Here is a 21453-nt window from a genome sequence, read left to right on the forward strand (position 1 = left end):
GGTGTTGCGACCTATAGGGGGACTTGCAGGCCATGACAAGCAAGCCGTTCTGTTAGCCGTCACGCCAATGCCGAGGTAGCCATGGAAAGCCAGACCATCGTCGAAGCCCTGCTGCTCGGCCTGCTGGAGGGGCTGACCGAGTTCATCCCGGTCTCGTCGACCGGCCATATCCTGCTCGCCGGCCATTTCCTCGGCTTCCATTCGACCGGCAAGGCCTTCGAGATCCTGATCCAGCTCGGTGCCATCCTGGCTATTCTGAGCGTCTATTTCCGCCGTCTGTGGAAAATGCTGCTCGATCTGCCGCATGACCGGCTGACGCGGCATTTCGTCATCGGCATCTTGATCGCCTTCCTGCCGGCGGCGATCATCGGCGCGCTGGCGCATGATTTCATCAAGACGGTGCTGTTCGAATCGCCAAGGCTGATCTGCATCATGCTGATCATCGGCGGCGTCGTGCTGCTGGTGGTTGACCGCATGAACCTCAAGCCGGTCTACCGCGACGTCGAGCGGTTCCCGACCCGGCTTTACCTGCAGATCGGGCTTTTCCAGTGCCTGTCGCTGATCCCCGGCACGTCGCGCTCGGGGTCGACGATCGTCGGCGCGCTGCTGCTGGGCGTCGACAAGCGGGCGGCGGCGGAATTCTCCTTCTTCCTCGCCATTCCGACGATGATCGGTGCCTTCGCCTTCGACCTGTTCAAGAACCGCAACGTGCTGAGCAGCGCCGACCTGCCGATCATCGCCATCGGCTTCGTCGCCGCCTTCGTCACGGCGCTCATCGTCGTGCGCTTCCTGCTCGATTACGTCTCGCGCAACGGCTATTCGCTGTTCGGTTGGTGGCGGCTGGTGGTTGGCGGCGTCGGGCTGGTGGCGTTGATGATCTGGGGGTGAGCAGCGCCTGAGGTGATGGGCTACACGCCGTCGTCATCCACGGTAAGCGACGCAGCGCAGACCCGAGGATGACGAAGGATGTTTTCGCCCTTCCTCAATTCCTTCCATAAAACGCATTCTCGACATGCACCGGCCAGCGCCACGGCAGCACCGCGACCATGTCGAAGCGCATCGACAGTTTGCCATAGTCGGACTGGCGCGACAGCCAGATGTCGGCCGCCGCCTCGATGCGGCGCTCCGATTCGTGGCCGATCGCCTCCATGGCTTCGATCAGCGTGCGGCGTGCCTTGACCTCGACGAACAGCACGAGATCGCCGCGCCGAGCGATCAGGTCAATCTCGCCGAAGCGGGTGCGGTGGCGGCGCGCGAGGATCCGGTAGCCCTTGAGCATCAGCGCTGCCGCCGCCAGCCATTCGCCGCGATGACCGCGCCGATAGGCTTTTTGGCGGCTGGCGCTCGGGCGCTCAGCCACCACTCTCTCCAGCAGCATCCCTGAGCTCGAGCAGCCGCCGATAGAGCGCCTGTTTCTGGCCGCCGGTCATTTTCGCGGCTTCCGCCGCCGCCTTGGAGGCCGGCATTTCGGCGGCGAGCGACAAAAGCAGGCGATCGATGTCGGCCGGCTCGTCTGCCTTGGCCTCGGCGGGACCGACGCAGACGACGATCTCGCCCTTCGGCGTATCGGCCGCCGCATAGTGGTCGGCCAGCACTTGCAGCGTGCCGGTGCGCATCTCCTCGAACGTCTTGGTCAGCTCGCGGCCGATCGCGGCCTTTCGCTCGCCGCCAAGGGCCTCGACCATGGCGCCGAGGGATTCGGCCAGCCGGCGCGGCGATTCGAAGAAGATCAGCGTCGCCGGCACGGCTTTCAACGCTTCGAGGCGCGTCAGCCGCTGGCCGCTCTTCACCGGCAAAAATCCCGCGAACAGGAAGGCGTCGGAGGGCAGGCCGGATGCCGTCAGCGCGGCGAGTGGTGCCGACGGGCCCGGGATCGGCACGACGCGGATGCCATGGTCGAGCGCCTCGCCGACCAGCCGGTAGCCGGGATCGGACACCAGCGGCGTGCCGGCATCGGAAATCAGCGCCACGCTCTGCCCGGCCTGGAGCGCCGCGATCAGCTTCGGCCCGGCCTCGCCGGCATTGTGCTCGTGATAGGCCGTGGTGCGGCGGCGAATGCCGTAACGGTCGAGCAGCACGCGCGACACCCGTGTGTCCTCGCAAGCGACGATGTCGGCGGCGGCCAGCGTTTCCAGCGCGCGCAGCGTGATGTCGGCGAGATTGCCGATCGGCGTCGCCACCAGATAGAGCGCCGGTTCGAGCGGCCGGGCCGCGATCTCGGTCTGCCCGACCACATAGCTGCGCTTGCCCGTCTCGCCGGTCACCGATGCATCTCCATTCGAACCTTGTTTGGCACGGCTGAGGCCGGCTTGCAAAAGCTGACGTTGGGTCCGCCTCGCCATTCCTTTGCCACAGTAGGGAACGAAACCGGTTTCGGCAGATTTACCCCCTGATTCCGGAGGAGGACAGGATGGACAGCCTAAAAATACAGGATGCTTTCGCGCCCTACTATGCCGGCCGCAAGCGCGTTGCCGCACCCAAGGACAAGCGCCTGCCTGCCAAGACCGACACCAGCCTGACCAAGCGGGCCACAAGCGCCTTGCCGACGAACGTCAGGCTTTCCGACAACAAACCAGACAGCACGACGGAGCACTGACCGGACGATGCCCAATCGCTTCGATATCTTCATCACCCGTCTTGAAACGAAAAACGCCCGCAACGACGCGCCGCTACCCCCGATAGGCGACCAGCACCGCGCCCGCGGCGACAAGGGCGACACCAAGCCGGTTCGCTCCGGAGAGTCGCCCGCCGAGAAGGACCGCGCCAAACACCGCCACAAGCACGACGCCTAGCGCAACAGCTTGCGACGGCTCAGAATTCTGCCATTGCATGCCGCCGCAAGGGTCGCGGCATGGATCCTCGGTCAAGTCCGAGGATGACGAACGTGGGGTTGCGAACGCTCGGCCAGATCATTTAGCCCAGATATCGTGAAACGCGCGCCTCCAGAAGTGCAATCCGCAGGGCTTGGAGATTGGCCGCAAGATTCCTGAAATCGTCATCCTGGGGCGGAGCAAGGAGCGAAGCGACGCAGCGCAGACCCCAGGATCCATGCCGCGACATCAAAGCGGCGCGACGATTCAGAAATTCTGTCGCCGCATTCCTCCACAAGGCGCGCGGCATGGATGACAAGGACGCGGTGGCATCACCACCCCGTTCCGCGAAAAAGCTCGAACCATTCTGGATTGGTCTTCTCGATCAGCTCGATCTTCCATTGACGTGGCCAGCGTTTCAGTGACTTCTCGCGCTGGATGGCATCGACAATGTCAAAATATTCCTCGTACCAGATCAGTCGCTGCACCCCGTAGCGACTGGTGAAGCGCGAACCTTGGCCGGATTTGTGCTCCGGAATGCGGCGGCCGAGGTCGTTGGTGACGCCGATGTAGATCGTGCCGCGCTTCTGGCTCGCGGTCAGGTAGACATAGCCGGTCATGGTTGAAGGGTAGCTTGCAACCTGTCAAACGGCTATCCTTTACTCGCCGTGTTCTTCGGCGGATGTCGCGGCATGGATCCTAGGGTCTCCGCAACGTCGCTTCGCTCCTGCTCCGCCCTAGGATGACGAAGGCGCGTTGCCTACCGCGCCAGATCGGCCACCACCGCGTCGAGCACGATCATGCCGGCCGGCGTGGCGCGCAGGCGGGCGTTGCCGATCGGCGCCACCAGCCCCTCGCCCTGCAGCGCCGACAGCCGCGCGCTCGACAGGCCGCGCCCGGAAAACGCTTCGTAGCGGGAAAGGTCGATGCCTTCGGCCAGCCGCAATCCCATCAGCAGGAACTCGTCGGCCTCTTCCGAGCGCGTCAGGATCTCGCCGCCGGTGACGCCGTGGCCCTTGGCTTCGACCAGATTGGCCCAGGTTTCCGGCATCCGTTCGGCGATCGTGACCGTGCGGCGGCCGTTTTCGACGAAGCGGCCATGCGCGCCGGGCCCTACACCGACATATTCGCCATAGCGCCAATAGGTCAGGTTGTGCCGGCTTTCAGCCCCCGGCCTGGCGTGGTTGGAAATCTCATAGGCGGGCAGGCCATGCGCCGTCGTGATCTCCTGCGTCAGCGCATAGAGATCGGCGGCGGCGTCATTGTCGGGAATGATGAATTTCTTCGCCGCATGCAGCGCATGGAAGGGCGTGCCTTCCTCGATGGTCAGCTGGTAGAGCGACAGATGATCGGCGGCATGGCCGATCGCCTGTTCGAGCTCGGCCTGCCAGGCGTCCGGTGTCTGGCCGGGCCGGGCATAGATCAGGTCGAAGGACAGGCGCGGGAAGATTTCGCGCGCCAGGCCAATCGCATGAAGCGCTTCCTCGACATTGTGCAGCCGGCCGAGGAAGCGCAAATCCTTGTCGTTCAGCGCCTGCACGCCAAGCGAGACGCGATTGACGCCTGCAGCGCGATAGCCGCGAAAACGTTCGGCCTCGACCGAGGACGGATTGGCTTCCAGCGTCACCTCGATGCCATCCGGAACGGTCCAGTTCTTCGCCACCGCGTCGAGGACCCTGGCCACGGTTTCCGGCTTCATCAGCGACGGCGTGCCGCCGCCGAGGAAAATGCTGGTCACCTCGCGCGGCCCGGTGCGCTGGCGCATGGTCGCGAGTTCGGCCTCGAAGGCACTGGCGAAGCGGTCCTGATCGACCGGCTGGTGGCGGACATGGCTGTTGAAGTCGCAATAGGGGCATTTGGCCGCGCAGAACGGCCAATGGATGTAGACGCCAAAACCGGGCGCCCGGTCGAGCAGCATGCTCATGCCGAGCCCAATCGTGTCAGATTCAATCGTGCTTGAGCGAATTTCTGGAAAGCCCGGGCGCGGTGCGACAACGCGGTCGGCTGGCCGGGCTTCCAGCCGTGCTTTTCCTCAGCGCTCATCTCGCCAAAGGTCTTGTCGAAGCCATCGGGCAAAAAGACCGGGTCGTAGCCGAAGCCAAGTTCGCCGCGCGGCGGCCAGACCAGCGTGCCTTCGGCCTCGCCGCGATAATATTCGGCGTCGCCGTCGGGAAAGGCCAGGCAGATGACGGCGACAAAGCGCCCCTTGCGCTGTTCCGGCAAGGCGGCGCCGACTTCCTGCAGCGCCACTTCGGTGCGCTGCATGGCCATGGCGAAATCGCGCGAACCGTCAGGGGTTTCGGCCCAGTTGGCGGTGTAGACGCCGGGCGCGCCGTCGAGCGCGTCGACACACAGGCCGGAATCATCCGACAGCGCCGGCAGGCCGGTCGCCTGGGCGGCGGCGAGCGCCTTGATGTAGGCGTTCTCCTCGAAGGTCGTGCCGGTCTCGTCCGGCTCCTGCAAGCCATAGTCCTTGGCCGATTTCGCTTCGAAACCGAATGGCCCCATCAAATCGGCGAATTCGCGCAACTTGCCGGCATTGTGGCTGGCCACGACAATTTTCTTTCCATCAAGCGTATGAACAGTTGGCGAATGCATCATATGCCCCAGATTCGTGGCTCGGCGAATTCGATCGAATTGCCCGAGGGGTCGCGTATATAGATCGAACGGCCGCCTTGCGGCCATTCGAATTCGCTTTCGATGGCGATCTTCTTCGCCTCGAGATGCGTTTTCCAGCGCGCGATCTCGTCGGCGCTGGCCGCAAAGCACAGATGACCCTCACCAACCGCGCCGTGCGGCGGCACTTTCAGTCTGGCATCGGGCGCGGGCGGCACTTTCGTCGCCTCGGCGTTGAAGATGAGCAGCACGCCGGAGCCGCAGCGGAAGAAGAGGTGCCTGCCGTCAACCTTGCCGAGCAGGTCGAGCCCGAGGACGCCGGTGTAGAAGGCTTCGGCGGCGTCGAGGTCGGTGACGTAGAGGGCCGATTCCAGAATTGCGGAGGGAGTCACGCTCAAACTCGGCATTTGAAAATTACGCCACCGCCATCTGCTGCAGGCTGACCAGGCGCTGGATGCCTTTCTTGGCCAGACCCATCAGGGCGGCAAACTGTTCCTCGGAGAAAGGCTCGCCCTCGGCGGTGCCCTGGATCTCGACGATGCCGCCCTTGCCGGTCATGACGAAATTGGCGTCGGTGCCGGCCGAGGAATCCTCGATATAATCGAGGTCGATGACCGGCTGGCCATCGTGGATGCCGCAGGAAATCGCCGCGACATGGTCCTTCAGCACCTTGGCGACGCTGGCCATCTGGCGGGCTTCCATCCAGCGCAGGCAATCATACAGCGCCACCCAGCCGCCGGTGATCGAGGCGGTGCGGGTGCCGCCATCGGCCTGGATGACGTCGCAGTCGACGGTGATCTGCTGCTCGCCCAGCGCCTGCAGGTCGACCACGGCGCGCAAGGAGCGGCCGATCAGCCGCTGGATTTCCAGCGTGCGGCCACCCTGCTTGCCGGAAGAAGCCTCGCGGCGCATGCGCTCGCCGGTCGAGCGCGGCAGCATGCCGTATTCCGCCGTGACCCAGCCTTTGCCGGAATTGCGCATCCAGCCCGGCACCTTTTCCTCGAGGCTGGCGGTGCAAAGGACATGGGTGTCGCCGAACTTCACCAGGCATGAGCCTTCGGCATGCTTGGAGACGCCGCGCTCGAAGGAGATGGCGCGCATTTCGTCGAATTGGCGTTTGGAGGGGCGCATTCAGGCTTCTTTCCCGTCATTTTTCGGATTCTTGGCCGGCTTGTAACCACATGGGGCGCGTGGCGCAAAGGAAAATGGCCGGCGACCTGACTCAGACACCCGCGTGATCTGCCTCAAGACACCGGGTGATCTGACACAGACACCGGGTTGCGCGGGCCGTGGTGAAGTCTATATCCTTGGGCCGGAGGTTTTTGGCCGAATGACCAAGGCAGTTGCCGAACCCAGTCTGCTGTCGCCGGCGCTGCAGTCGCTCGATATGCGTTCGCGCGACATCTTCCGGCGCATCGTCGATTCCTACCTGAAGGACGGCGAACCCGTTGGATCGCGCAGCCTGTCGCGCATCCTGCCATCCTCGCTGTCGCCGGCCACCATCCGCAATGTGATGAGCGACCTCGAGCATCTCGGCCTGATCTACGCGCCCCACATCTCCGCCGGCCGTCTGCCGACGCAGACCGGCCTGCGCTTCTTCGTCGACGCCTTCATGGAACTCGGCGACCTCTCCGACGAGGAGCGCCGCACCATCGAGGCGCAGGTGCGGGCGTCGGGCTCGGGCGCGACGCTGGAGCACATGCTGACCGAGGCCAGCCAGATGCTGTCCGGCATGTCGCGTGGCGCCGGCCTGGTGCTGGCCGCCAAGAACGAGGTGGCGCTGAAGCACATCGAATTCATCCAGCTCGAGCCGACGAAGGCGCTGGCGGTGCTGGTGTCGCAGAATGGCGACGTCGAAAATCGCGTCGTCGACCTGCCCGCCGGCATCACCGTCTCCCAGTTGCACGAAGCCTCGAATTTCCTCAACGCCCATATCCGCGGCCGCACGCTGGCCGAGGCGCGCATCGAGATTGCCCGCATCAAGGAAGAGACCAGGGCCGCGCTCGACACGCTGTCGCAAGACCTGGTCGAGAAGGGGCTGGCGGTGTGGGCGGGCGCCGACAGCGGCCTGCCGGCACGGCTCATCGTGCGCGGCCGCGCCAACCTGCTCGAAAATGTCACCGCGCAGGCCGACATCGAACTGTTGCGCCATCTGTTCGAGGACATGGAGACGCAGGACGGGCTGATCCAGCTGCTTGACCTTGCCGAGGAAGGATCGGGCGTGCGCATCTTCATCGGCTCGGAAAACAAGCTGTTTTCGCTGTCGGGCTCGTCGCTGGTGGTCGCGCCCTATCGCGACAAGGATGCCCGCGTCGTCGGCGCGCTCGGTGTCATCGGTCCGACCCGGCTCAACTATGCCCGTATCGTGCCGATGGTCGACTATACGGCGCAGCTGATTTCCCGCATGCTGCGTTGAGGTAGGTGTATTGATATTCAGGTGATGCCGGCCTGCAAACGGCGGCTTCCTGCGCTTCCGGTGCTCACGTACGAAAAGTACGCTCCGCTCCGGTTCTCGGAAACCACCATTTTCGGCTCGGCCTGACCTGAATCTCAACACACCTTAGAGCCCAAACCGAAGAACAGACTGCCGAGGAGAAAAACAATGGCGCTCGAAGAATTCAAAGCCCGGATCAGCCTGTTGCTCGAGGAAATGGTCAACCAGCCGGAGGATCAGCACGAAATCCAGGAGCAGTTGCGCGAAAAACTGCGGGAAATGCGTGCCATGGGCCTGCCGCTGCCGGCCGATCTCGTCGAACTGGAAAAGCGCCTCGACGACGATTTCTACGCTGCCGGCAACTGAGGCTGGACCCTCCGTTTCGCTTCAACTCATCAGGTGCCGCGGAACGATAGACGAAACCGCCCGTTTGTTCTCTTTGTAACCTGTCTCTGCAACCAGGGTGTGGAGGGCAGAATGATCCGGTTGGCTTGGCTGGCGTTTCCCGCCGCACTGTTTCTAACGGCCGCGACATTGACCCAGCAGGCGGAGCAACCGGTGCTGAAAGGTGCGGCCGCCTTCGGCGACTGGCGTGCCGACAGGCCAGGGGTGCGCCGCCTGATCAAGCCGGAAGACCTGCCAAGGCCATATGTCACCAAATCTGCCTCGAACAGCGCCGGCCTTGCCGACAGGCCGGCGGACGCCAAGCCGAGACTGCCACCGGGCTTTTCGGCGGAGCTGATCGCGTCGGGCATCGACAATCCGCGGGTCGTGCGCATCGCGCCGAACGGCGACCTGTTCGTCGCCGACAGCGAAGCCAACCAGATCCGCGTCTATCGCCTGACCGAAGGCAGCGCGAAGCCGGCGAAGGACGGCATCTTTGCCGGCAATCTCAACCAGCCCTACGGGATTGCCTTCTATCCGCCGGGCAATGACCCGCAATGGGTCTATGTCGCCAACAGAGACAGCATCGTGCGCTTTGCCTACCGCGACGGCGACCTGAAGGCCGCCAGTGATCCGGAAACCATCGTCGACAACATCCCTGCCACTCATCACTGGACGCGTGACATCGTTTTCTCGCCGGATGGCAAGACGCTCTATCTGTCGGTCGGCTCGGGTTCGAATGTCGCCGAGGACATGACAAAGGAGCCGGATGGCGGCCTCGACGCCTGGGCCAAGTCCAAGCCGCTCGGCGCCACATGGGGCTCCGAGGATGGCCGCGCCGACGTGCGGGCCTTCGACCCCGACGGCAAGAATGGCCGCATCGTCGCCACCGGTCTGCGCAACTGTTCGGGCATGACGGTTCAGCCGGCGACCGGCGCATTGTGGTGCGTCGTCAACGAGCGCGATGCGCTCGGCGACAATGTGCCGTCCGAATATGCGACTGTGGTCAAGGACGGCGGCTTCTATGGCTGGCCCTGGTACTATATCGGCAGCAATGCGGATCCGCGCCACAAGGGCGAACGCCCCGATCTTGCCGGCAGGGCGACCATTCCCGATGTACTGATGCAGGCGCATTCGGCGCCGCTCAACATCGCCTTCTACGACGGAAAGGACGTGCCCGCCGGTTCCGGTTTTCCGGCCGAGTACAAGGGCGATGCTTTTGTGGCCCTGCATGGTTCATGGAACCGCGGCAACAGGACCGGATACAAGGTGGTGAGATTGCTGTTCAGGGATGGCAAGCCGACTGGCGAGTACGAGGACTTCATCACCGGCTTCGTCGTCTCCAACGGCGAGGTCTGGGGACGACCGGTCGGCGTGGCGGTGGCCCGCGACGGCGGGCTGATCGTGACCGAGGACGGCAACGGCACCATCTGGCGCGTCACCTACAGTGGCGGCCGTTCCTGACGGCGTGGTCATACGCCAGCGTTGGTGCAATCGAATCCGGCTTGAGGGAATTCACGTCTGCCTGACCTTGTGTCATAAGGCGCGGTCACAATGCATGTCGCCCAAAAGTGCGCAGCGGTTTTGGGACAACGAGATGCATAAAAACCAAGACTTTGGACGCGCAAGGCCGCACCCATGACCCTTACCGGCTTCCTCGCCTACAGTGCCGCTCTCGGCATTGCCGCCGCCATTCCCGGCCCCGGCGTCACCGCGCTTGTCGCGCGGGCGCTCGGCTCCGGCTTCCGCTCGTCGCTGGCGATGTCCTTTGGCCTGATGCTCGGCGACCTCACCTATCTGACTGCCGTGGTGCTGGGCCTCGCCTTCGTCGCGCAGACCTTCGGCATGGTGTTTCTCGCCATCAAATGGCTCGGTGTCGCCTATCTCGCCTTCCTTGGCTGGCGCTTCTGGACCAGCGGCATCACGCCCGAAACGGTCGAGGCGAAGAAGGGCAAGGGCGGGCTGGTTTCGAACTTCCTCGCCGGCCTCACCGTCACGCTCGGCAATCCAAAGACGATGATCTTCTACCTCGCCATCACGCCGACGATCGTCGACCTGAAGACGATCACGCTGGCCGATTACGGCATTCTCGTCGCGCTGACGATCGTCGTGCTTCTGGTGGTGCTGGTGCCCTATCTGGCGCTGGCGGCCAAGGCGCGCTGGTTCCTGAAGTCGCCGCGCGCGCTCAAGGCGCTGAACCGCACCGCCGCCGGCTTCATGGTCGGCGCCGCGGCGGCGATTGCCGCCCGTCAGTAGGCCCCTTTCGGCCAAATCGTTCCAGGGACAGGCTTTTCCGGGAAATGCTTTTCCGGGAGCCCTATGTTTTAGACACGGGTCCCACTCGATATTTTCGGCCGACAGTCTATCTTGCGCGACCGAAGGTCCTATCTTGCCGGCTGCAATGCCATTTGCCTGAAGTCCTCCACTTGCCTGAAATTCTCACTGCCTGAAGTTCTGGGAGCGAAACCAATGAACAAGCCCGTCACCCCTGCCCGCGTGCCCGGCCGCGGCCGCGTCTACGATTCCATCACCGACACGATCGGCGACACGCCGCTGGTGCGGCTCGACAAATTCGCCAAGGAAAAGGGCATCGTCGCCAATCTCATCGCCAAGCTCGAATTCTTCAATCCGATCGCCTCGGTCAAGGATCGCATCGGCGTGGCGATGATCGAGGCGCTGGAGGCGGCCGGCAAGATTTCTCCCGGCAAGACCACGCTGATCGAGCCGACCTCCGGCAACACCGGCATCGCGCTTGCCTTCGCCGCGGCCGCCAAGGGCTACAAGCTGATCCTGACGATGCCGGAAACGATGTCGATCGAGCGCAGGAAAATGCTGGCGCTGCTCGGCGCCGAGCTGGTGCTGACCGAAGGTCCGAAAGGCATGAAGGGCGCCATCGCCAAGGCCGACGAGCTGGCGGCGACGATCCCCAATGCGATCATCCCGCAGCAGTTCGAAAACCCGGCCAATCCGGAAATCCATCGCACGACGACGGCCGAGGAAATCTGGAACGATACGCATGGCGAGGTCGATATCTTCGTCGCCGGCATCGGCACCGGCGGCACCATCACCGGAGTCGGCCAGGTGCTGAAGAAGCGCAAGCCCTCGGTGCATGTCGTCGCCGTCGAGCCGGAATCCTCACCGGTGCTGTCGGGTGGCCAGCCCGGCCCGCACAAGATCCAGGGCATTGGCGCCGGCTTTGCGCCAAAAATCCTCGACACCACGATCTATGACGAGATCGTCAAGGTCTCGAACGAGGATTCGGTCGCCAATGCGCGCCTCGTCGCCCGCCTCGAAGGCGTGCCGGTCGGCATCTCGTCGGGCGCCGCCCTGCAGGCGGCGATCGTCGTCGGCTCGCGGCCGGAGAACAAGGGCAAGAACCTGGTGGTGATCATCCCGTCCTTCGCCGAACGCTATCTGTCGACGATCCTGTTTGAGGGGCTGGGGGCTTAGGTCGCACTCTCCCCAAGGATAGAATCGTAGCGATCCTTCGCGCCCCCCTCTGCCCTGCCGGGCATCTCCCCCTCGAGGGGGAGATTGCGCGCTCGACCGCTTTCGCGAACCGTCGACGCTGTAAGGTGAGCGAGACGACGAAGCTGCCAATCTCCCCACTTGAGGGGGAGATGTCCGGCAGGACAGAGAGGGGCGCTGTCCCTCCGGCTTCAAAAGTTTTGCACTGTCGCAGCTACCTGGACCGCTGAAAAACCGCCCGTGGCGGCCGCCACCGGCTTGAGCAGAACCCTGCTTCCGGTTCATATCGCCACCGGCCTGCTTTGCGCGGGCCGGGGGAGGAATTTCATGTACAAGCTCTACACCCGTCCCGGCAGCGGCGGCTTTGTCGTCGAGGCGGCGCTGGCGCTGGCGAACGCGCCGTTCGAGCAGATCGACGTGCCGAAGACGGACCGGCCCGATCCGGCGTTCCTCGACATCAGTCCGTTGAACCAGGTTCCGGTGCTGACCTTGCCGGACGGTCGCTCGATGACCGAATCGGCGGCGATCTGCATCCTGCTTGCCGAGCGTCACCCCAATGCCGGCCTGGCGCCGGCTGTCGACGCGCCGGCCCGTGTCGACTTCCTGCGCTGGATGGCCTTCATGTCGTCGGTGCTCTATCCGGCAATCCTGCGGCTGTACTACGCCCATCGCTACACGACCGACGCCGATGGTACGAAGGCCGTCAAGCAGGCAGCCATTGCCGAGATGGATCGCGGCTTCGCCGTTCTCGACACCGCTCTCGAGGGCCGTGACTGGCTGGTCGGCGACCTGATGTCGGTGGCCGACATCTATCTCGTCATGCTGGTGGCCTGGCACCCCGACGCAGACAGGGCGCGGGCGGCGTGGCCGAATGTGGAACGTTTGTGGGCCGGGTTGCGCGACCATCCGCTGATGAAGACGCTCAACACGTCACATGAGATGTGGCCGGCCTGAATGTCTGCCGACGGCGAGGCTTAATGTCTGAGGGCTGCCCGTTTTCCCTGCAGGAAGCGGCGCACCGCCAGGTCGCGCTCAAGGCCGATCGCCCGGTCATAGGCCTCGATCGCCTGCGGCACCTGACCGAGCCTGGCTAGGAGACCGGCACGCGCCGCCCAATAAGGCTGATAGTCGTTGAGCCGCTTGTCGTCGCCCAGCACATAAAGAGCCGCCAGCCCCGCCACAGCGCCCTCAGCCTCCGCGATCGCTATCGCGCGGTTGATCGCCACCACCGGCGATCCGGCGATGACTGACAGCGCATCGTAGAAATTACGGATCGCGGCCCAGTCGGTCAGGCCGGTCAGCCGTCGCGCCGCATGGACGGATTGTACGGCTGCTTCGAGCTGGTAACGGCCGATGACGCCCATGGTGGCGGCGCGGCGGAGCAGGGATTCCGCCTCGTCGATCAAGGCGGCGTCCCAGTCCGCACACTTCTGCTCGGCCAGCGGCACATAATCTCCGGCCGCATCACGGCGCGCCGGGCGGCGTGCCTCGGCAAACAGCATCAGTGAAAGCAGGCCGAGCGCCTCCGGCTCATCCGGCATCAGCGAAGCCACCAGCCGGCCGAGCCAGATGCCTTCGGTCGCCAGATTGCGGCGCTGCGTTTCGGTGCCGGCCGGATCGGACCAGCCTTCGGCGAAGGCGGCGTAGATCGCTTCCAGCACCGCGTCCAGCCGCTCGCCGAGTTCGGCCCGCTCCGGCACGCGGAACGGAATGCCGGTTTCACGGATGCGGGTCTTGGCGCGCACCAGGCGCTGGCCCATGGTTGCCGGCGAGACCAAGAAAGCAGAAGCGATCGTTGCCGCGTCGAAGCCCAGGACGGTCTGCAGGATCAGCGGCGAGCGCACGCCGGCCTCGATCGCCGGATGGGCGCAGGCAAACATCAGCCGCAGTCGTTCGTCGGGCAGGTCTTCGTCAGTCATGCGCGCTTCCACCTCCTCGGCGATCAGCTTGAGATGATCGCGGCCGGCCTCGCTGATCAGCCGCCGCCGCACCGCATCGACGCGCCGCCGCCGCGCCACCGCCAGCAGCCAGGCTTCCGGCTTTTCGGGCACGCCGGTTCGCGGCCAGCGTTCGAGCGCCGCGGCAAAGGCATCGGCCAGCGCATCCTCGGCGGCGGCCACGTCGCGTGTGCGCGCCGCGAGGTAGGCGACCAGCTTGCCGTAGCTCTGCCGGGCGGCGGCCTCGGCAGCCGCCCGGGCAGTGTCTGACCCGATAGCTGTCACGCAGCGTATTCTGCCATCGGCCAGATCGGCCGCACCTCCATTGTGCCGGTGCCGGCGCCGGGGCAGCGCGCCGCCCAGGAAATCGCCGCGTCCATGTCGGGCACTTCGATCATGTAATAGCCGCCGAGCTGTTCCTTGGTGTCGGCATAGGGACCATCGAGCACGTTGGTCTTGCCGGCGGCCACCCGCACGGAGGTCGCGTTTGTTGTCGGCCTCAATCGCTCACCGCCAACGAACACGCCGGCCTTCTTCATCGCTTCGGTATAGGCGCCATAGGCGGCGCTCATCTGGGTGAGCGCCTCCTTGGGTGCGGCTGCCATTCCGGCTTCGTTGGAATAGATAAGAAGCAGATACTGCATGATCATCTCCCGTGGTTTCGAAGGCCGCGTTCTTGCGAGCCAGACGTATGTCGCGCGGCATCGCCCGATTTCGACAGGTTGCGGAAAAACTTTCCGCTCCGATGGCTTTTTGTGCAAGCCGCCATCTGTTTCCTGAGTCCTGAACGCATTCGGTGGAACGGACGCACTGGGAGGAAGACTGGACGGTGATGGCATCAGGCCTGCAGGTGGTCGAGGCGCGGGTCAAGGGCTCGGGCGCCGGCATGGAGCCGCCGGAAAGCGCGGTGCTGAAAGACGGCTGGCGGGTCTATGCGCCGAAGGTCGGCCCGCAGCGACGCGTCGTGCTCGCCGCCTCCGGTGCAACCGGTGACGGCGAGACACTGTGCACGGTTCAGGGTTGCCGTGAGCTGGGCAAGGCGCCCGGCGGCACGATCGTGCTGGAGCCGTGCGAACCCACCGGTTCCAGCCAGCCGCGATAGCGCTCGATCAATCCGGTGAGCGGCGTTTCGTTTTCCAGCAATTGGATGATGGGGCGGCCAACGGCGCCGTAGCCGCCGACAATGGGAAGCCTCATCCGCTGCTCCCCCGGAGCCACGCTTTTTAGCCAAGGAACCGCTCCCGCAGCTCGGGAGGAGGAATGTCGCAACTGTCCTTCCTGCCGAACAGGGCGTAGCGGTTTTTGGCGATCCGGTTGTAGAGCCAGTTGCGGAGCGGGCGCGGCAGCAGCAACAGAACCTTGGCCGCCCGCCACGGCCAGCCGAGTTCCGCCATGACGGCGACGAAGCTGTCGAGCCGCGTGAAGGCGGCGCCGTCGACCAGGACGAGATTGGTTTCGTAAGAATCCGTGCGCAGCCCGTGTTGCCTGAACAGCGCTTCGCCGAACGGCGACTGCGCGGTGGCGAAGCGGAAGCGGCTTTGGCGGTCGAGCCTGACCACCATGCGCACGAAGCCGGAGCACAGCACGCAGACGCCATCGAAGACGATCAGCGGATGACTGGGATCGAAGGGTTCAGAGGGACGGCTTGACTTGGCCCGACTTGAATGGGAAAGCTCGGTCACGCGGGCCTCGGCTGCTTGTGTCTGATGACACTAAGCCAGCCGGAGGCGGCATCAAAGCCGTGGCGATGTCGCACGCCGCCTGTCGACGAGAGCGGGACGCTCGGCGCGATAGGTGGTAGCGCGGGATTCGGCGGCCGGCCGGCAGATCCGGCTGTCGTGGCGATTTTCGAAGCTCATGATCAGTGCGCGCTCACACCGAGCGAATTGCCGCGACGCGCACAGGCCGGGCCCGGGCCGCGCATGTAGTAGCGCTCCGGCCGATAGGTCGGCGCAACGAATTCGCGGATGGCGGCGGCATAGCCGATGAGGTGCGTGAGGAAGTTCATTTTACCTGTCCCTGTCCCGATTTTCGGATGTCCCTTCCGATTTGCGGGCATCATAGCGTCGAGGCGTGAATAGTCGGTGAACACGATGTTAATATCTGGTCGAAAAGGCCTTGGTTCATGGCCGGAATGCGGCTGATTCGGGGTCTTTCCGTGTGGTTCGTCGACATTTCGGCCAATGTGACTTTTGCATCACATATGTTTCGTTTGAATGTCGCCTGCGTGCGGTTCTGTTTCAATTTTTGCCGCGCCCGTGAAATTTCCGTGCTTGCCGCCACAACGCCTCAGGCGCCTTGTCCTCCCGATCAGCGCGCTATGGCGGAACTGGACCGGGGTCTGTCCGTTCTCACCTTCATCTGGTTCTGGAAGGGAAGATATTATGGCGCCGCGTCCTGCCTGGAAGGGTTATCTGAAGCTGTCGCTGGTCACCTGTGCCGTCGAGCTGACCAATGTCGTCACCCACACCGAGAAGGTCTCGTTCCGGGTGCTGAACCGCAAGACCGGCAACACGGTGAAGCGCATCTATGTCGATGCCGAAACCGGCAAGCCTCTCGGCGACGGCGACGAGATCAAGGGCTATGAAATCGACAAGGACGATTTCGTCCATATCGAGGAGGACGAGATCGAAGCGGTGCAGATCGAGTCCTCGCACACGATGGCGCTGGATGGTTTCGTCGACAAATCCTCGATCGAGCAGATCTATCTCGACACGCCCTACTATGTCGCGCCGGCCGACAAGGTGTCGGAGGAGGCGTTCGCCGTCATCCGCGATGCCATGGCCGGCAAGAAGATGGCCGGGCTGGCGCGCATCGTGCTCTATCAACGCGAACGCCCGGTGGTGATCGAACCGCTCGGCAAGGGCATGGTGCTGACGACGCTGCGCTACGACAACACGGTGCGGCAGCCGGACACCGTGTTCGGCGACATCAAGTCGGTGAAGACCGACCAGGAGATGACCGATCTGGCCGAGCTTATCATCGACAAGAAGAAGGCGACGTTCGATCCCTCGAAGTTCGACGACAAATACGAGGACGCGCTGCTGGAGCTGATCCGCGCCAAGAAGGCCGGCAAGAAGGCGCCCACGGCCAAGGCGGCACCCAAACCCTCCAATGTCGTCAACCTTTTCGACGCGCTGAAGAAGAGCCTGTCGTCGGATGGCGGCTCAGCGAAGGCTTCCCCATCGGCGAAAGCCAAACCGGCGGCCAAAGGCGCCAAGCCGAAAGCCGTTGCTGCGAAGCGCAAGTCGGCCTGAGGACAGGGGAAGCCATGGCCAACCTCGAACAGTACCACTCCAAGCGCGATTTCAAGAAGACCGCCGAGCCGGCCGGCAAGGCCGCGCACGGCAAGAACGCCAAGGCGGGCGGTATCTTCGTCATCCACAAGCATGCCGCGACACGGCTGCATTACGACCTTCGGCTGGAGCATGACGGCGTGCTGTGGAGCTGGGCGGTGACGCGCGGCCCGAGCCTTGACCCGCATGAAAAGCGGCTGGCCGTGCATGTCGAGGACCATCCGATCGACTACGCGCCGTTCGAGGGCACCATTCCCAAGGGCGAATATGGCGGCGGCTCGGTCATCGTCTGGGACGAGGGCACCTGGGTTCCCGAGATCGATCCGGCCAAGGCGATGAAGAAGGGCCATATCAGCTTCGAGCTCAAAGGCCATAAATTGCATGGGCTCTGGCATCTGGTGCGGCTGAAGCCGCGCGTGGGCGAAAAGCGCGACAACTGGCTGCTGATCAAGTCGGACGATGCCGCGGCGCGTCCCGGCGAGGATATTCTGAAGGAGGCGCCGGAATCGGTGAAGTCCGGCCTGACGATCGAGGAGGTCGGTGAGGGCAAGACCGCCAGGGGTGAGAAGCCGAAGCTCTGGCATTCCAACAAGCCGGCCGCCGGCAAGGCGAAGGCCGGCAAGCGCCTCGATTTTGTCGAGCCGCAGCTCGCCACGCTGGAGCGGGATGCACCGCCGGGCAAGGACTGGCTGCACGAGGTGAAGTTCGACGGCTATCGCATGCAGGCCCAGATTGCCGGCACCGAGGTGCGGCTGCTGACCCGCACCGGCCTCGACTGGACGGAGAGGTTTGGCGGTGCGATCGCGGCGGAACTCGCTGCGCTGAAATGCAGCGATGCCATCATCGATGGCGAGATCGTCGTGCTGGCCGACAGCGGTGTTTCGTCCTTCGCGCTGCTGCAGGCGGATCTGTCGGCGAAGCGGACAGATCGCTTCGTCTACTATGTCTTCGACCTGATGCGGCTCGACGGCGAGGATTTGCGCGGCGAGCCGCTGGTCGAGCGCAAGCAGGCCTTGCAGGACCTGCTGGGCAAGCAGCCAGAGAATTCGGCAGTCCGTTTCTCCGACCATTTTGCCGAACCCGGCAAGATCATGCTGGAGCATGCCTGCCGCATGGGGCTGGAAGGCGTCGTCTCCAAACGCGCCGATGCGCCCTATCGCAGCGGACGCGGCCCGTCCTGGGTGAAGTCGAAATGCACGGCGCGGCAGGAATTCGTCATCGGCGGCTATCTGGCGTCGGACAAAACCGGGCGCGGACTGCGCTCGCTGCTGGTCGGCTATCACGAGGATGGCAGGCTGCACTATGCCGGCCGCGTCGGCACCGGCTTCTCCGCCAAGGGCGCCACCGACCTCAAGACAAAACTCGACGCGCTGAAGGCGGAGGATTCGCCCTTCGACAAGGCCGTGCCGAAAGGCAAGGGCCTGGTCTGGGTGAAGCCAGAACTGGTCGGCGAAGTGGAGTTCCGCAGCTGGACATCGGACCGTATAATACGCCATGCCTCGTTTCAGGGATTGCGCGAGGACAAGCCGGCGGAGGAAGTCGTGCAGGAAAAGCCCAAGGCATCGACAGGGAAGGCATCGACCGACAGGAGCCTGGCGAAGGCGAAGCCGGCATCAAGCGGCGCTGGTAAATCTGCCGGAGCGATGACGACCAGCGTAAAACTTTCCCACCCCGACAAGCTGCTATGGCCCGAGGAAAAGATCTCCAAGCAAGGCCTGCTCGACCATTACGCGCAGGTGTGGCCGCGCATGGAACAGTTCATCGTCAACCGGCCGCTCAGCCTGGTCAGGGCGCCAGACGGCGTCGGCGGCCCGCGCTTTTTCCAGAAACATGCCTCGGCCGGCATGAGCGACAAGATCGCCCGGATGAAGGACCCGACCGACGGCGAGGAGATCCTGTTCATCCGCGATTTCGACGGCGTTGCCGCACTGGTCCAGTACGGCGTGGTCGAGATCCACATCTGGGGCTGCACCGTCGATGCGCTGGAACTGCCGGACCAGATCGTCTTCGATCTCGACCCCGATGAAGGCGTCGACGTGAAGGCGGTGCGCGAAGCGGCACTCGATATCAGAGGCAAACTTGACGAGCTGTCGCTGCCGAATTTCGTCAAGACGTCGGGCGGCAAGGGATTTCACATCGTGATGCCGCTGAAACCATCGGCGGATTGGGACGCGGTGAAGACCTTCGCCCATGATTTTGCCAAGGCGCTGGAACAGGCCTCGCCCGACCGCTACACGGCGACGCTGTCGAAGAAGGCGCGCACCGGAAAGATCTTCGTCGACTATCTGCGCAATGGCCGGGGCTCGACGACGGTCGCGCCCTATTCGTCGCGCGCCAAGAAAGGCGCCACCGTGTCGATGCCTGTGACCTGGGCCGAGATAGAAGCCGGGCTGGCGCCGAACGCCTTTCCAATCGGCGACAAGACGACCTTGAAGCAGCTGGCGGAAGCCGATCCGTGGGCGGATTTCTTCAAGCAGGGGAAGGTGCTGAAGCGGGGGTAAGAGACGAAGATGACGGATCCAGCGTCAGCCGAATGGCGGATGTAGCGATCCTTCCCACCCCCCTCTGTCCTGCCGGACATCTCCTCCCGCAAGGGGGTGTTGTCCCGCTAACATCGCGAAATCAGCCCCGGCCTCTCAGCCCAAAAACACCCTCTCGAAAGCCTGCTTGCCCGGCGGCGAGAAAATGACCGCGCGGCTGTCCTTTTCGCGGCGCGCCCATTTTTCCAAAAGGATCTTGTCGAGGATGGCGGCGCCCAGCGTGCCGGCGAGGTGCGAACGCCGCACGCTCCAGTCGAGGCAGGCGCGGCAGACCGGCCGGCGCGGCTTGGCATCGACATCGATGCCTATTGCCGCGAAATGCGATGCCGCCAATTGGCCGAGCCTGATCTCCTTGTCGTCGCGCAGCAGGATTTCTTTCTCGACGAGACGATCGAGCATCGCCACGGCCTGCTCGCCGGCAAGGTGATCGTAGCAGACGCGCGCCACGCGCATCGCGCCGTCACGCGGACCCGGCCGGACACGCTGCGGCCCGACGGAAGCGGCGACACCGGTGATGGCTTCGATCATGCCCGCCACCTGCGGCCCGGCGAGGCCGTAATAACGATGCCGACCCTGGCTCGCCAGCGTCAACAGCCCGCCCTCCATCAGCTTGGACAGATGCGAGCTGGCCGTCGGCAGCGACACGCCGGCCTCGAGCGCCAGTTCGCTCGCCGTCAATGCCGTGCCGCCCATCAGCGCGTTGAGCATGTTTGCCCGCGCCGGGTCGCCGACCAGGCTGGCGATGCGAGCGATGTCGGGTCCTTCACGCATAGTTCGTTCCTCATCGAAGCATTCTTGTCAGATAAGCATTATTCTCCGACCAGATCAAGGAGACGACGATGACAACCGCTTCCACTTCCGCACCATTCCCTAGCCGCCGATCGTTCCCGTTCGTCACCTGGATCCGCTCGCGGCAACTGGCCCGCTGGTATGACCGCCATCTGCAGCGCCTCGACCTCGCCGAGATCGACGACCACCTGCTGCGCGATCTCGGCCTGGCGCCGGAAGACGTGCGCCGCGAATGCGCAAAATCCTTCTGGCAGGCATGATCCGCAAGGGAAATGCCTAGCACATCGACCCTGGGGATGCTTCGACCCCGCTCGAAATGTCCCCGCAAGAAGAAATCAACCCGCCAAGGAGACGACCATGACCATCACCTGCTTCATCCGCTACGAGATCGACCCGTTCGGCAAGGCTGCCTTCGAGGAATATGCGCGCAACTGGGGCCAGGCTATTCCGCGCTGCGGCGCCGACCTCATCGGCTATTTCGCGCCACATGAGGGCTCGGCCACGACAGCCTATGCCGCCTACAACATCGACAGCCTGGCGGCCTACGAAGCCTATCGCGCGCGGCTTGCCGCCGACCCCGCCGGCAAGGCAAACTACGAATTCGCCCGCCTCGAAAAATTCATCCTCAAGGAGGACCGCATGTTCCTGAAACTGGCTTCCGGCCCACACGCGAAACTGGTGCTGCCGTGATCGCCGTCATATTCGAGGTCGAGCCGGCAGCCGGCAGACGCGATGCCTATCTCGGCATCGCTGCTGACCTGCGCCCTCTGCTCGACGGCATCGATGGGTTCATCTCCATCGAGCGCTTCCAGAGCCTGGCCGACCCGAACCGCATCCTGTCGCTGTCGTTCTGGCGCGACGAGGAGGCGGTCAAGGCCTGGCGCAACACCGACGAACACCGGCAGGCGCAGAAGGCCGGCCGTGGCGGTATCTTTGCCGGCTACCGTCTGCGCATCGCCCATGTCGTGCGCGATTATGGGCTGACTGAAAGGGCCGAGGCGCCAGCGGATAGCCGGGCGGTGAATGGGTGAGGTTCTTCCTTCTCCCCTTGTGGGCCTGTTGCGTAATTCGCTGGTTGTGATTCTCTGAGACAGAAGCTCGGAGGACATCAGGATGGCAGTGAAGCGGACGGGTCAGTTGAGCTTGGCGGAGGCTTTTCTGGGCACCAAGCTTGTGGGC

Annotated in this window: 26 protein-coding genes and 1 pseudogene; 14 read left to right on the forward strand and 13 right to left on the reverse strand. The window is 64.1% G+C overall.

Annotation, left to right across the window (positions count from 1 at the left end; all coding sequences use genetic code 11):
• Positions 1 to 81: 81 nt before the first annotated feature.
• Positions 82 to 888 (forward strand): undecaprenyl-diphosphate phosphatase, encoded by an 807-nt coding sequence (locus tag B5V02_RS17635; RefSeq protein WP_111545348.1) that lies wholly within the window; start codon positions 82 to 84, stop codon positions 886 to 888.
• A 94-nt stretch (positions 889 to 982) separates the two neighbouring features.
• Here the strand turns inward: B5V02_RS17635 and B5V02_RS17640 are convergent, their stop codons facing one another.
• Both B5V02_RS17640 and rsmI read right to left on the reverse strand, forming a co-directional pair.
• A complete protein-coding gene (locus B5V02_RS17640) occupies positions 983 to 1360 on the reverse strand; it encodes a YraN family protein (protein WP_167458520.1) in 378 nt (125 codons plus the stop codon).
• Positions 1353 to 2264: a 16S rRNA (cytidine(1402)-2'-O)-methyltransferase gene (gene rsmI, locus B5V02_RS17645; protein WP_167458521.1), complete on the reverse strand. Its 912-nt coding sequence runs from the start codon at positions 2262 to 2264 to the stop codon at positions 1353 to 1355. Before rsmI ends, B5V02_RS17640 begins: the two co-directional genes overlap by 8 nt.
• Positions 2265 to 2410: 146 nt before the next feature.
• Between rsmI and B5V02_RS17650 the strand changes: the two genes are divergently transcribed.
• Entirely contained in the window at positions 2411 to 2596 is a 186-nt protein-coding gene (locus B5V02_RS17650) for a hypothetical protein (protein WP_111545350.1), read from the forward strand.
• Positions 2597 to 2669: 73 nt separating this feature from the next.
• On the opposite strand, the pseudogene B5V02_RS41565 reads toward B5V02_RS17650, so the two are convergent.
• From B5V02_RS41565 to rph, 6 genes and pseudogenes are all read right to left on the reverse strand, one after another.
• Positions 2670 to 2792, reverse strand: a pseudogene (locus B5V02_RS41565) (EamA family transporter); the annotation flags it as partial.
• A 350-nt stretch (positions 2793 to 3142) separates the two neighbouring features.
• Positions 3143 to 3430 (reverse strand): GIY-YIG nuclease family protein, encoded by a 288-nt coding sequence (locus B5V02_RS17660; RefSeq protein ID WP_111545351.1) that lies wholly within the window; start codon positions 3428 to 3430, stop codon positions 3143 to 3145.
• A 140-nt stretch (positions 3431 to 3570) separates the two neighbouring features.
• Positions 3571 to 4734 carry a radical SAM family heme chaperone HemW gene (gene hemW, locus B5V02_RS17665; protein WP_111545352.1) on the reverse strand — a complete coding sequence of 388 codons (1164 nt, stop codon included), beginning with the start codon at positions 4732 to 4734 and terminating at the stop codon, positions 3571 to 3573.
• Positions 4731 to 5408 (reverse strand): RdgB/HAM1 family non-canonical purine NTP pyrophosphatase, encoded by a 678-nt coding sequence (rdgB, locus tag B5V02_RS17670; RefSeq protein WP_111545476.1) that lies wholly within the window; start codon positions 5406 to 5408, stop codon positions 4731 to 4733. Before rdgB ends, hemW begins: the two co-directional genes overlap by 4 nt.
• The gene (locus B5V02_RS17675; protein WP_111545477.1) at positions 5408 to 5818 is read right to left on the reverse strand and encodes a VOC family protein; all 411 of its coding nucleotides are present in this window, start codon (positions 5816 to 5818) and stop codon (positions 5408 to 5410) included. The genes rdgB and B5V02_RS17675 overlap by 1 nt, the downstream gene beginning before the upstream one ends.
• Before the next feature lie 22 nt (positions 5819 to 5840).
• Positions 5841 to 6557, reverse strand: a complete 717-nt coding sequence (rph, locus tag B5V02_RS17680) for a ribonuclease PH (protein WP_111545353.1) — start codon at positions 6555 to 6557, stop codon at positions 5841 to 5843.
• Positions 6558 to 6756: 199 nt separating this feature from the next.
• On the opposite strand from rph, the gene hrcA reads away from it, so the two are divergent.
• The 6 genes from hrcA (at position 6757) to B5V02_RS17715 (ending at position 12666) form a co-directional block, all read left to right on the forward strand.
• Complete coding sequence (hrcA, locus tag B5V02_RS17685) at positions 6757 to 7842, forward strand: heat-inducible transcriptional repressor HrcA (RefSeq protein WP_111545354.1); 1086 nt, start codon at positions 6757 to 6759, stop codon at positions 7840 to 7842.
• Between the two features lie 186 nt (positions 7843 to 8028).
• Positions 8029 to 8226 carry a hypothetical protein gene (locus B5V02_RS17690; protein WP_111545355.1) on the forward strand — a complete coding sequence of 66 codons (198 nt, stop codon included), beginning with the start codon at positions 8029 to 8031 and terminating at the stop codon, positions 8224 to 8226.
• Positions 8227 to 8337: 111 nt separating this feature from the next.
• Positions 8338 to 9708 carry a PQQ-dependent sugar dehydrogenase gene (locus B5V02_RS17695; RefSeq protein WP_111545356.1) on the forward strand — a complete coding sequence of 457 codons (1371 nt, stop codon included), beginning with the start codon at positions 8338 to 8340 and terminating at the stop codon, positions 9706 to 9708.
• Positions 9709 to 9882: 174 nt separating this feature from the next.
• Positions 9883 to 10500, forward strand: coding sequence for a LysE family translocator (locus B5V02_RS17700; protein ID WP_111545357.1), 618 nt, complete (start codon positions 9883 to 9885; stop codon positions 10498 to 10500).
• 213 nt (positions 10501 to 10713) lie between these two features.
• Positions 10714 to 11694 (forward strand): cysteine synthase A, encoded by a 981-nt coding sequence (cysK, locus tag B5V02_RS17705; protein ID WP_111545358.1) that lies wholly within the window; start codon positions 10714 to 10716, stop codon positions 11692 to 11694.
• A gap of 345 nt (positions 11695 to 12039) precedes the next feature.
• On the forward strand, positions 12040 to 12666 hold the full coding sequence (locus B5V02_RS17715) for a glutathione S-transferase family protein (RefSeq protein ID WP_111545359.1): 627 nt from the start codon (positions 12040 to 12042) through the stop codon (positions 12664 to 12666).
• A 20-nt stretch (positions 12667 to 12686) separates the two neighbouring features.
• Here B5V02_RS17715 and B5V02_RS17720 read toward each other — a convergent pair whose 3' ends face one another.
• The gene (locus B5V02_RS17720; RefSeq protein WP_167458523.1) at positions 12687 to 13934 is read right to left on the reverse strand and encodes an RNA polymerase sigma factor; all 1248 of its coding nucleotides are present in this window, start codon (positions 13932 to 13934) and stop codon (positions 12687 to 12689) included.
• Positions 13931 to 14293 carry a YciI family protein gene (locus tag B5V02_RS17725; RefSeq protein WP_111545479.1) on the reverse strand — a complete coding sequence of 121 codons (363 nt, stop codon included), beginning with the start codon at positions 14291 to 14293 and terminating at the stop codon, positions 13931 to 13933. Before B5V02_RS17725 ends, B5V02_RS17720 begins: the two co-directional genes overlap by 4 nt.
• Positions 14294 to 14445: 152 nt before the next feature.
• Between B5V02_RS17725 and B5V02_RS17730 the strand changes: the two genes are divergently transcribed.
• Positions 14446 to 14751 carry a DUF1850 domain-containing protein gene (locus tag B5V02_RS17730; protein WP_425374397.1) on the forward strand — a complete coding sequence of 102 codons (306 nt, stop codon included), beginning with the start codon at positions 14446 to 14448 and terminating at the stop codon, positions 14749 to 14751.
• A gap of 121 nt (positions 14752 to 14872) precedes the next feature.
• Here B5V02_RS17730 and B5V02_RS17735 read toward each other — a convergent pair whose 3' ends face one another.
• Both B5V02_RS17735 and B5V02_RS17740 read right to left on the reverse strand, forming a co-directional pair.
• On the reverse strand, positions 14873 to 15331 hold the full coding sequence (locus B5V02_RS17735) for a thiol-disulfide oxidoreductase DCC family protein (RefSeq protein ID WP_208647088.1): 459 nt from the start codon (positions 15329 to 15331) through the stop codon (positions 14873 to 14875).
• A 179-nt stretch (positions 15332 to 15510) separates the two neighbouring features.
• Positions 15511 to 15657, reverse strand: coding sequence for a hypothetical protein (locus B5V02_RS17740; RefSeq protein ID WP_111545360.1), 147 nt, complete (start codon positions 15655 to 15657; stop codon positions 15511 to 15513).
• 376 nt (positions 15658 to 16033) lie between these two features.
• Here B5V02_RS17740 and ku point away from each other — a divergent pair, with 376 nt between their 5' ends.
• A complete protein-coding gene (gene ku / locus B5V02_RS17745) occupies positions 16034 to 16906 on the forward strand; it encodes a non-homologous end joining protein Ku (RefSeq protein WP_111545361.1) in 873 nt (290 codons plus the stop codon).
• A gap of 14 nt (positions 16907 to 16920) precedes the next feature.
• Positions 16921 to 19446 (forward strand): DNA ligase D, encoded by a 2526-nt coding sequence (gene ligD / locus B5V02_RS17750; protein ID WP_111545362.1) that lies wholly within the window; start codon positions 16921 to 16923, stop codon positions 19444 to 19446.
• 135 nt (positions 19447 to 19581) lie between these two features.
• Here the strand turns inward: ligD and B5V02_RS17755 are convergent, their stop codons facing one another.
• A complete protein-coding gene (locus tag B5V02_RS17755) occupies positions 19582 to 20256 on the reverse strand; it encodes an ArsR/SmtB family transcription factor (protein ID WP_111545363.1) in 675 nt (224 codons plus the stop codon).
• A gap of 68 nt (positions 20257 to 20324) precedes the next feature.
• Here B5V02_RS17755 and B5V02_RS17760 point away from each other — a divergent pair, with 68 nt between their 5' ends.
• The 3 genes from B5V02_RS17760 to B5V02_RS17770 all read left to right on the forward strand — a co-directional run bounded on the left by B5V02_RS17760 (position 20325) and on the right by B5V02_RS17770 (position 21305).
• Positions 20325 to 20534 carry a DUF1127 domain-containing protein gene (locus B5V02_RS17760; protein ID WP_111545364.1) on the forward strand — a complete coding sequence of 70 codons (210 nt, stop codon included), beginning with the start codon at positions 20325 to 20327 and terminating at the stop codon, positions 20532 to 20534.
• A 97-nt stretch (positions 20535 to 20631) separates the two neighbouring features.
• Positions 20632 to 20964 carry an NIPSNAP family protein gene (locus tag B5V02_RS17765; RefSeq protein WP_111545365.1) on the forward strand — a complete coding sequence of 111 codons (333 nt, stop codon included), beginning with the start codon at positions 20632 to 20634 and terminating at the stop codon, positions 20962 to 20964.
• The gene (locus tag B5V02_RS17770; RefSeq protein ID WP_111545366.1) at positions 20961 to 21305 is read left to right on the forward strand and encodes an antibiotic biosynthesis monooxygenase family protein; all 345 of its coding nucleotides are present in this window, start codon (positions 20961 to 20963) and stop codon (positions 21303 to 21305) included. Before B5V02_RS17765 ends, B5V02_RS17770 begins: the two co-directional genes overlap by 4 nt.
• Positions 21306 to 21453 lie beyond the last annotated feature (148 nt).

The sequence above is a fragment of the Mesorhizobium kowhaii genome, from assembly GCF_003253745.1.
GTDB lineage: Bacteria > Pseudomonadota > Alphaproteobacteria > Rhizobiales > Rhizobiaceae > Mesorhizobium > Mesorhizobium kowhaii.

Bases quoted from the DNA above. Each gene is read 5' to 3' on its own strand.
- B5V02_RS17635 (WP_111545348.1), top strand. From the start codon at position 82: ATGGAAAGCCAGACCATCGTCGAAGCCCTGCTGCTCGGCCTGCTGGAG.
- B5V02_RS17650 (WP_111545350.1), top strand. From the start codon at position 2,411: ATGGACAGCCTAAAAATACAGGATGCTTTCGCGCCCTACTATGCCGGC.
- B5V02_RS17660 (WP_111545351.1), bottom strand. From the start codon at position 3,430: ATGACCGGCTATGTCTACCTGACCGCGAGCCAGAAGCGCGGCACGATC.
- hemW (WP_111545352.1), bottom strand. From the start codon at position 4,734: ATGAGCATGCTGCTCGACCGGGCGCCCGGTTTTGGCGTCTACATCCAT.
- rdgB (WP_111545476.1), bottom strand. From the start codon at position 5,408: ATGCATTCGCCAACTGTTCATACGCTTGATGGAAAGAAAATTGTCGTG.
- rph (WP_111545353.1), bottom strand. From the start codon at position 6,557: ATGCGCCCCTCCAAACGCCAATTCGACGAAATGCGCGCCATCTCCTTC.
- hrcA (WP_111545354.1), top strand. From the start codon at position 6,757: ATGACCAAGGCAGTTGCCGAACCCAGTCTGCTGTCGCCGGCGCTGCAG.
- B5V02_RS17690 (WP_111545355.1), top strand. From the start codon at position 8,029: ATGGCGCTCGAAGAATTCAAAGCCCGGATCAGCCTGTTGCTCGAGGAA.
- B5V02_RS17695 (WP_111545356.1), top strand. From the start codon at position 8,338: ATGATCCGGTTGGCTTGGCTGGCGTTTCCCGCCGCACTGTTTCTAACG.
- B5V02_RS17700 (WP_111545357.1), top strand. From the start codon at position 9,883: ATGACCCTTACCGGCTTCCTCGCCTACAGTGCCGCTCTCGGCATTGCC.
- cysK (WP_111545358.1), top strand. From the start codon at position 10,714: ATGAACAAGCCCGTCACCCCTGCCCGCGTGCCCGGCCGCGGCCGCGTC.
- B5V02_RS17715 (WP_111545359.1), top strand. From the start codon at position 12,040: ATGTACAAGCTCTACACCCGTCCCGGCAGCGGCGGCTTTGTCGTCGAG.
- B5V02_RS17725 (WP_111545479.1), bottom strand. From the start codon at position 14,293: ATGCAGTATCTGCTTCTTATCTATTCCAACGAAGCCGGAATGGCAGCC.
- B5V02_RS17740 (WP_111545360.1), bottom strand. From the start codon at position 15,657: ATGAACTTCCTCACGCACCTCATCGGCTATGCCGCCGCCATCCGCGAA.
- ku (WP_111545361.1), top strand. From the start codon at position 16,034: ATGGCGCCGCGTCCTGCCTGGAAGGGTTATCTGAAGCTGTCGCTGGTC.
- ligD (WP_111545362.1), top strand. From the start codon at position 16,921: ATGGCCAACCTCGAACAGTACCACTCCAAGCGCGATTTCAAGAAGACC.
- B5V02_RS17755 (WP_111545363.1), bottom strand. From the start codon at position 20,256: ATGCGTGAAGGACCCGACATCGCTCGCATCGCCAGCCTGGTCGGCGAC.
- B5V02_RS17760 (WP_111545364.1), top strand. From the start codon at position 20,325: ATGACAACCGCTTCCACTTCCGCACCATTCCCTAGCCGCCGATCGTTC.
- B5V02_RS17765 (WP_111545365.1), top strand. From the start codon at position 20,632: ATGACCATCACCTGCTTCATCCGCTACGAGATCGACCCGTTCGGCAAG.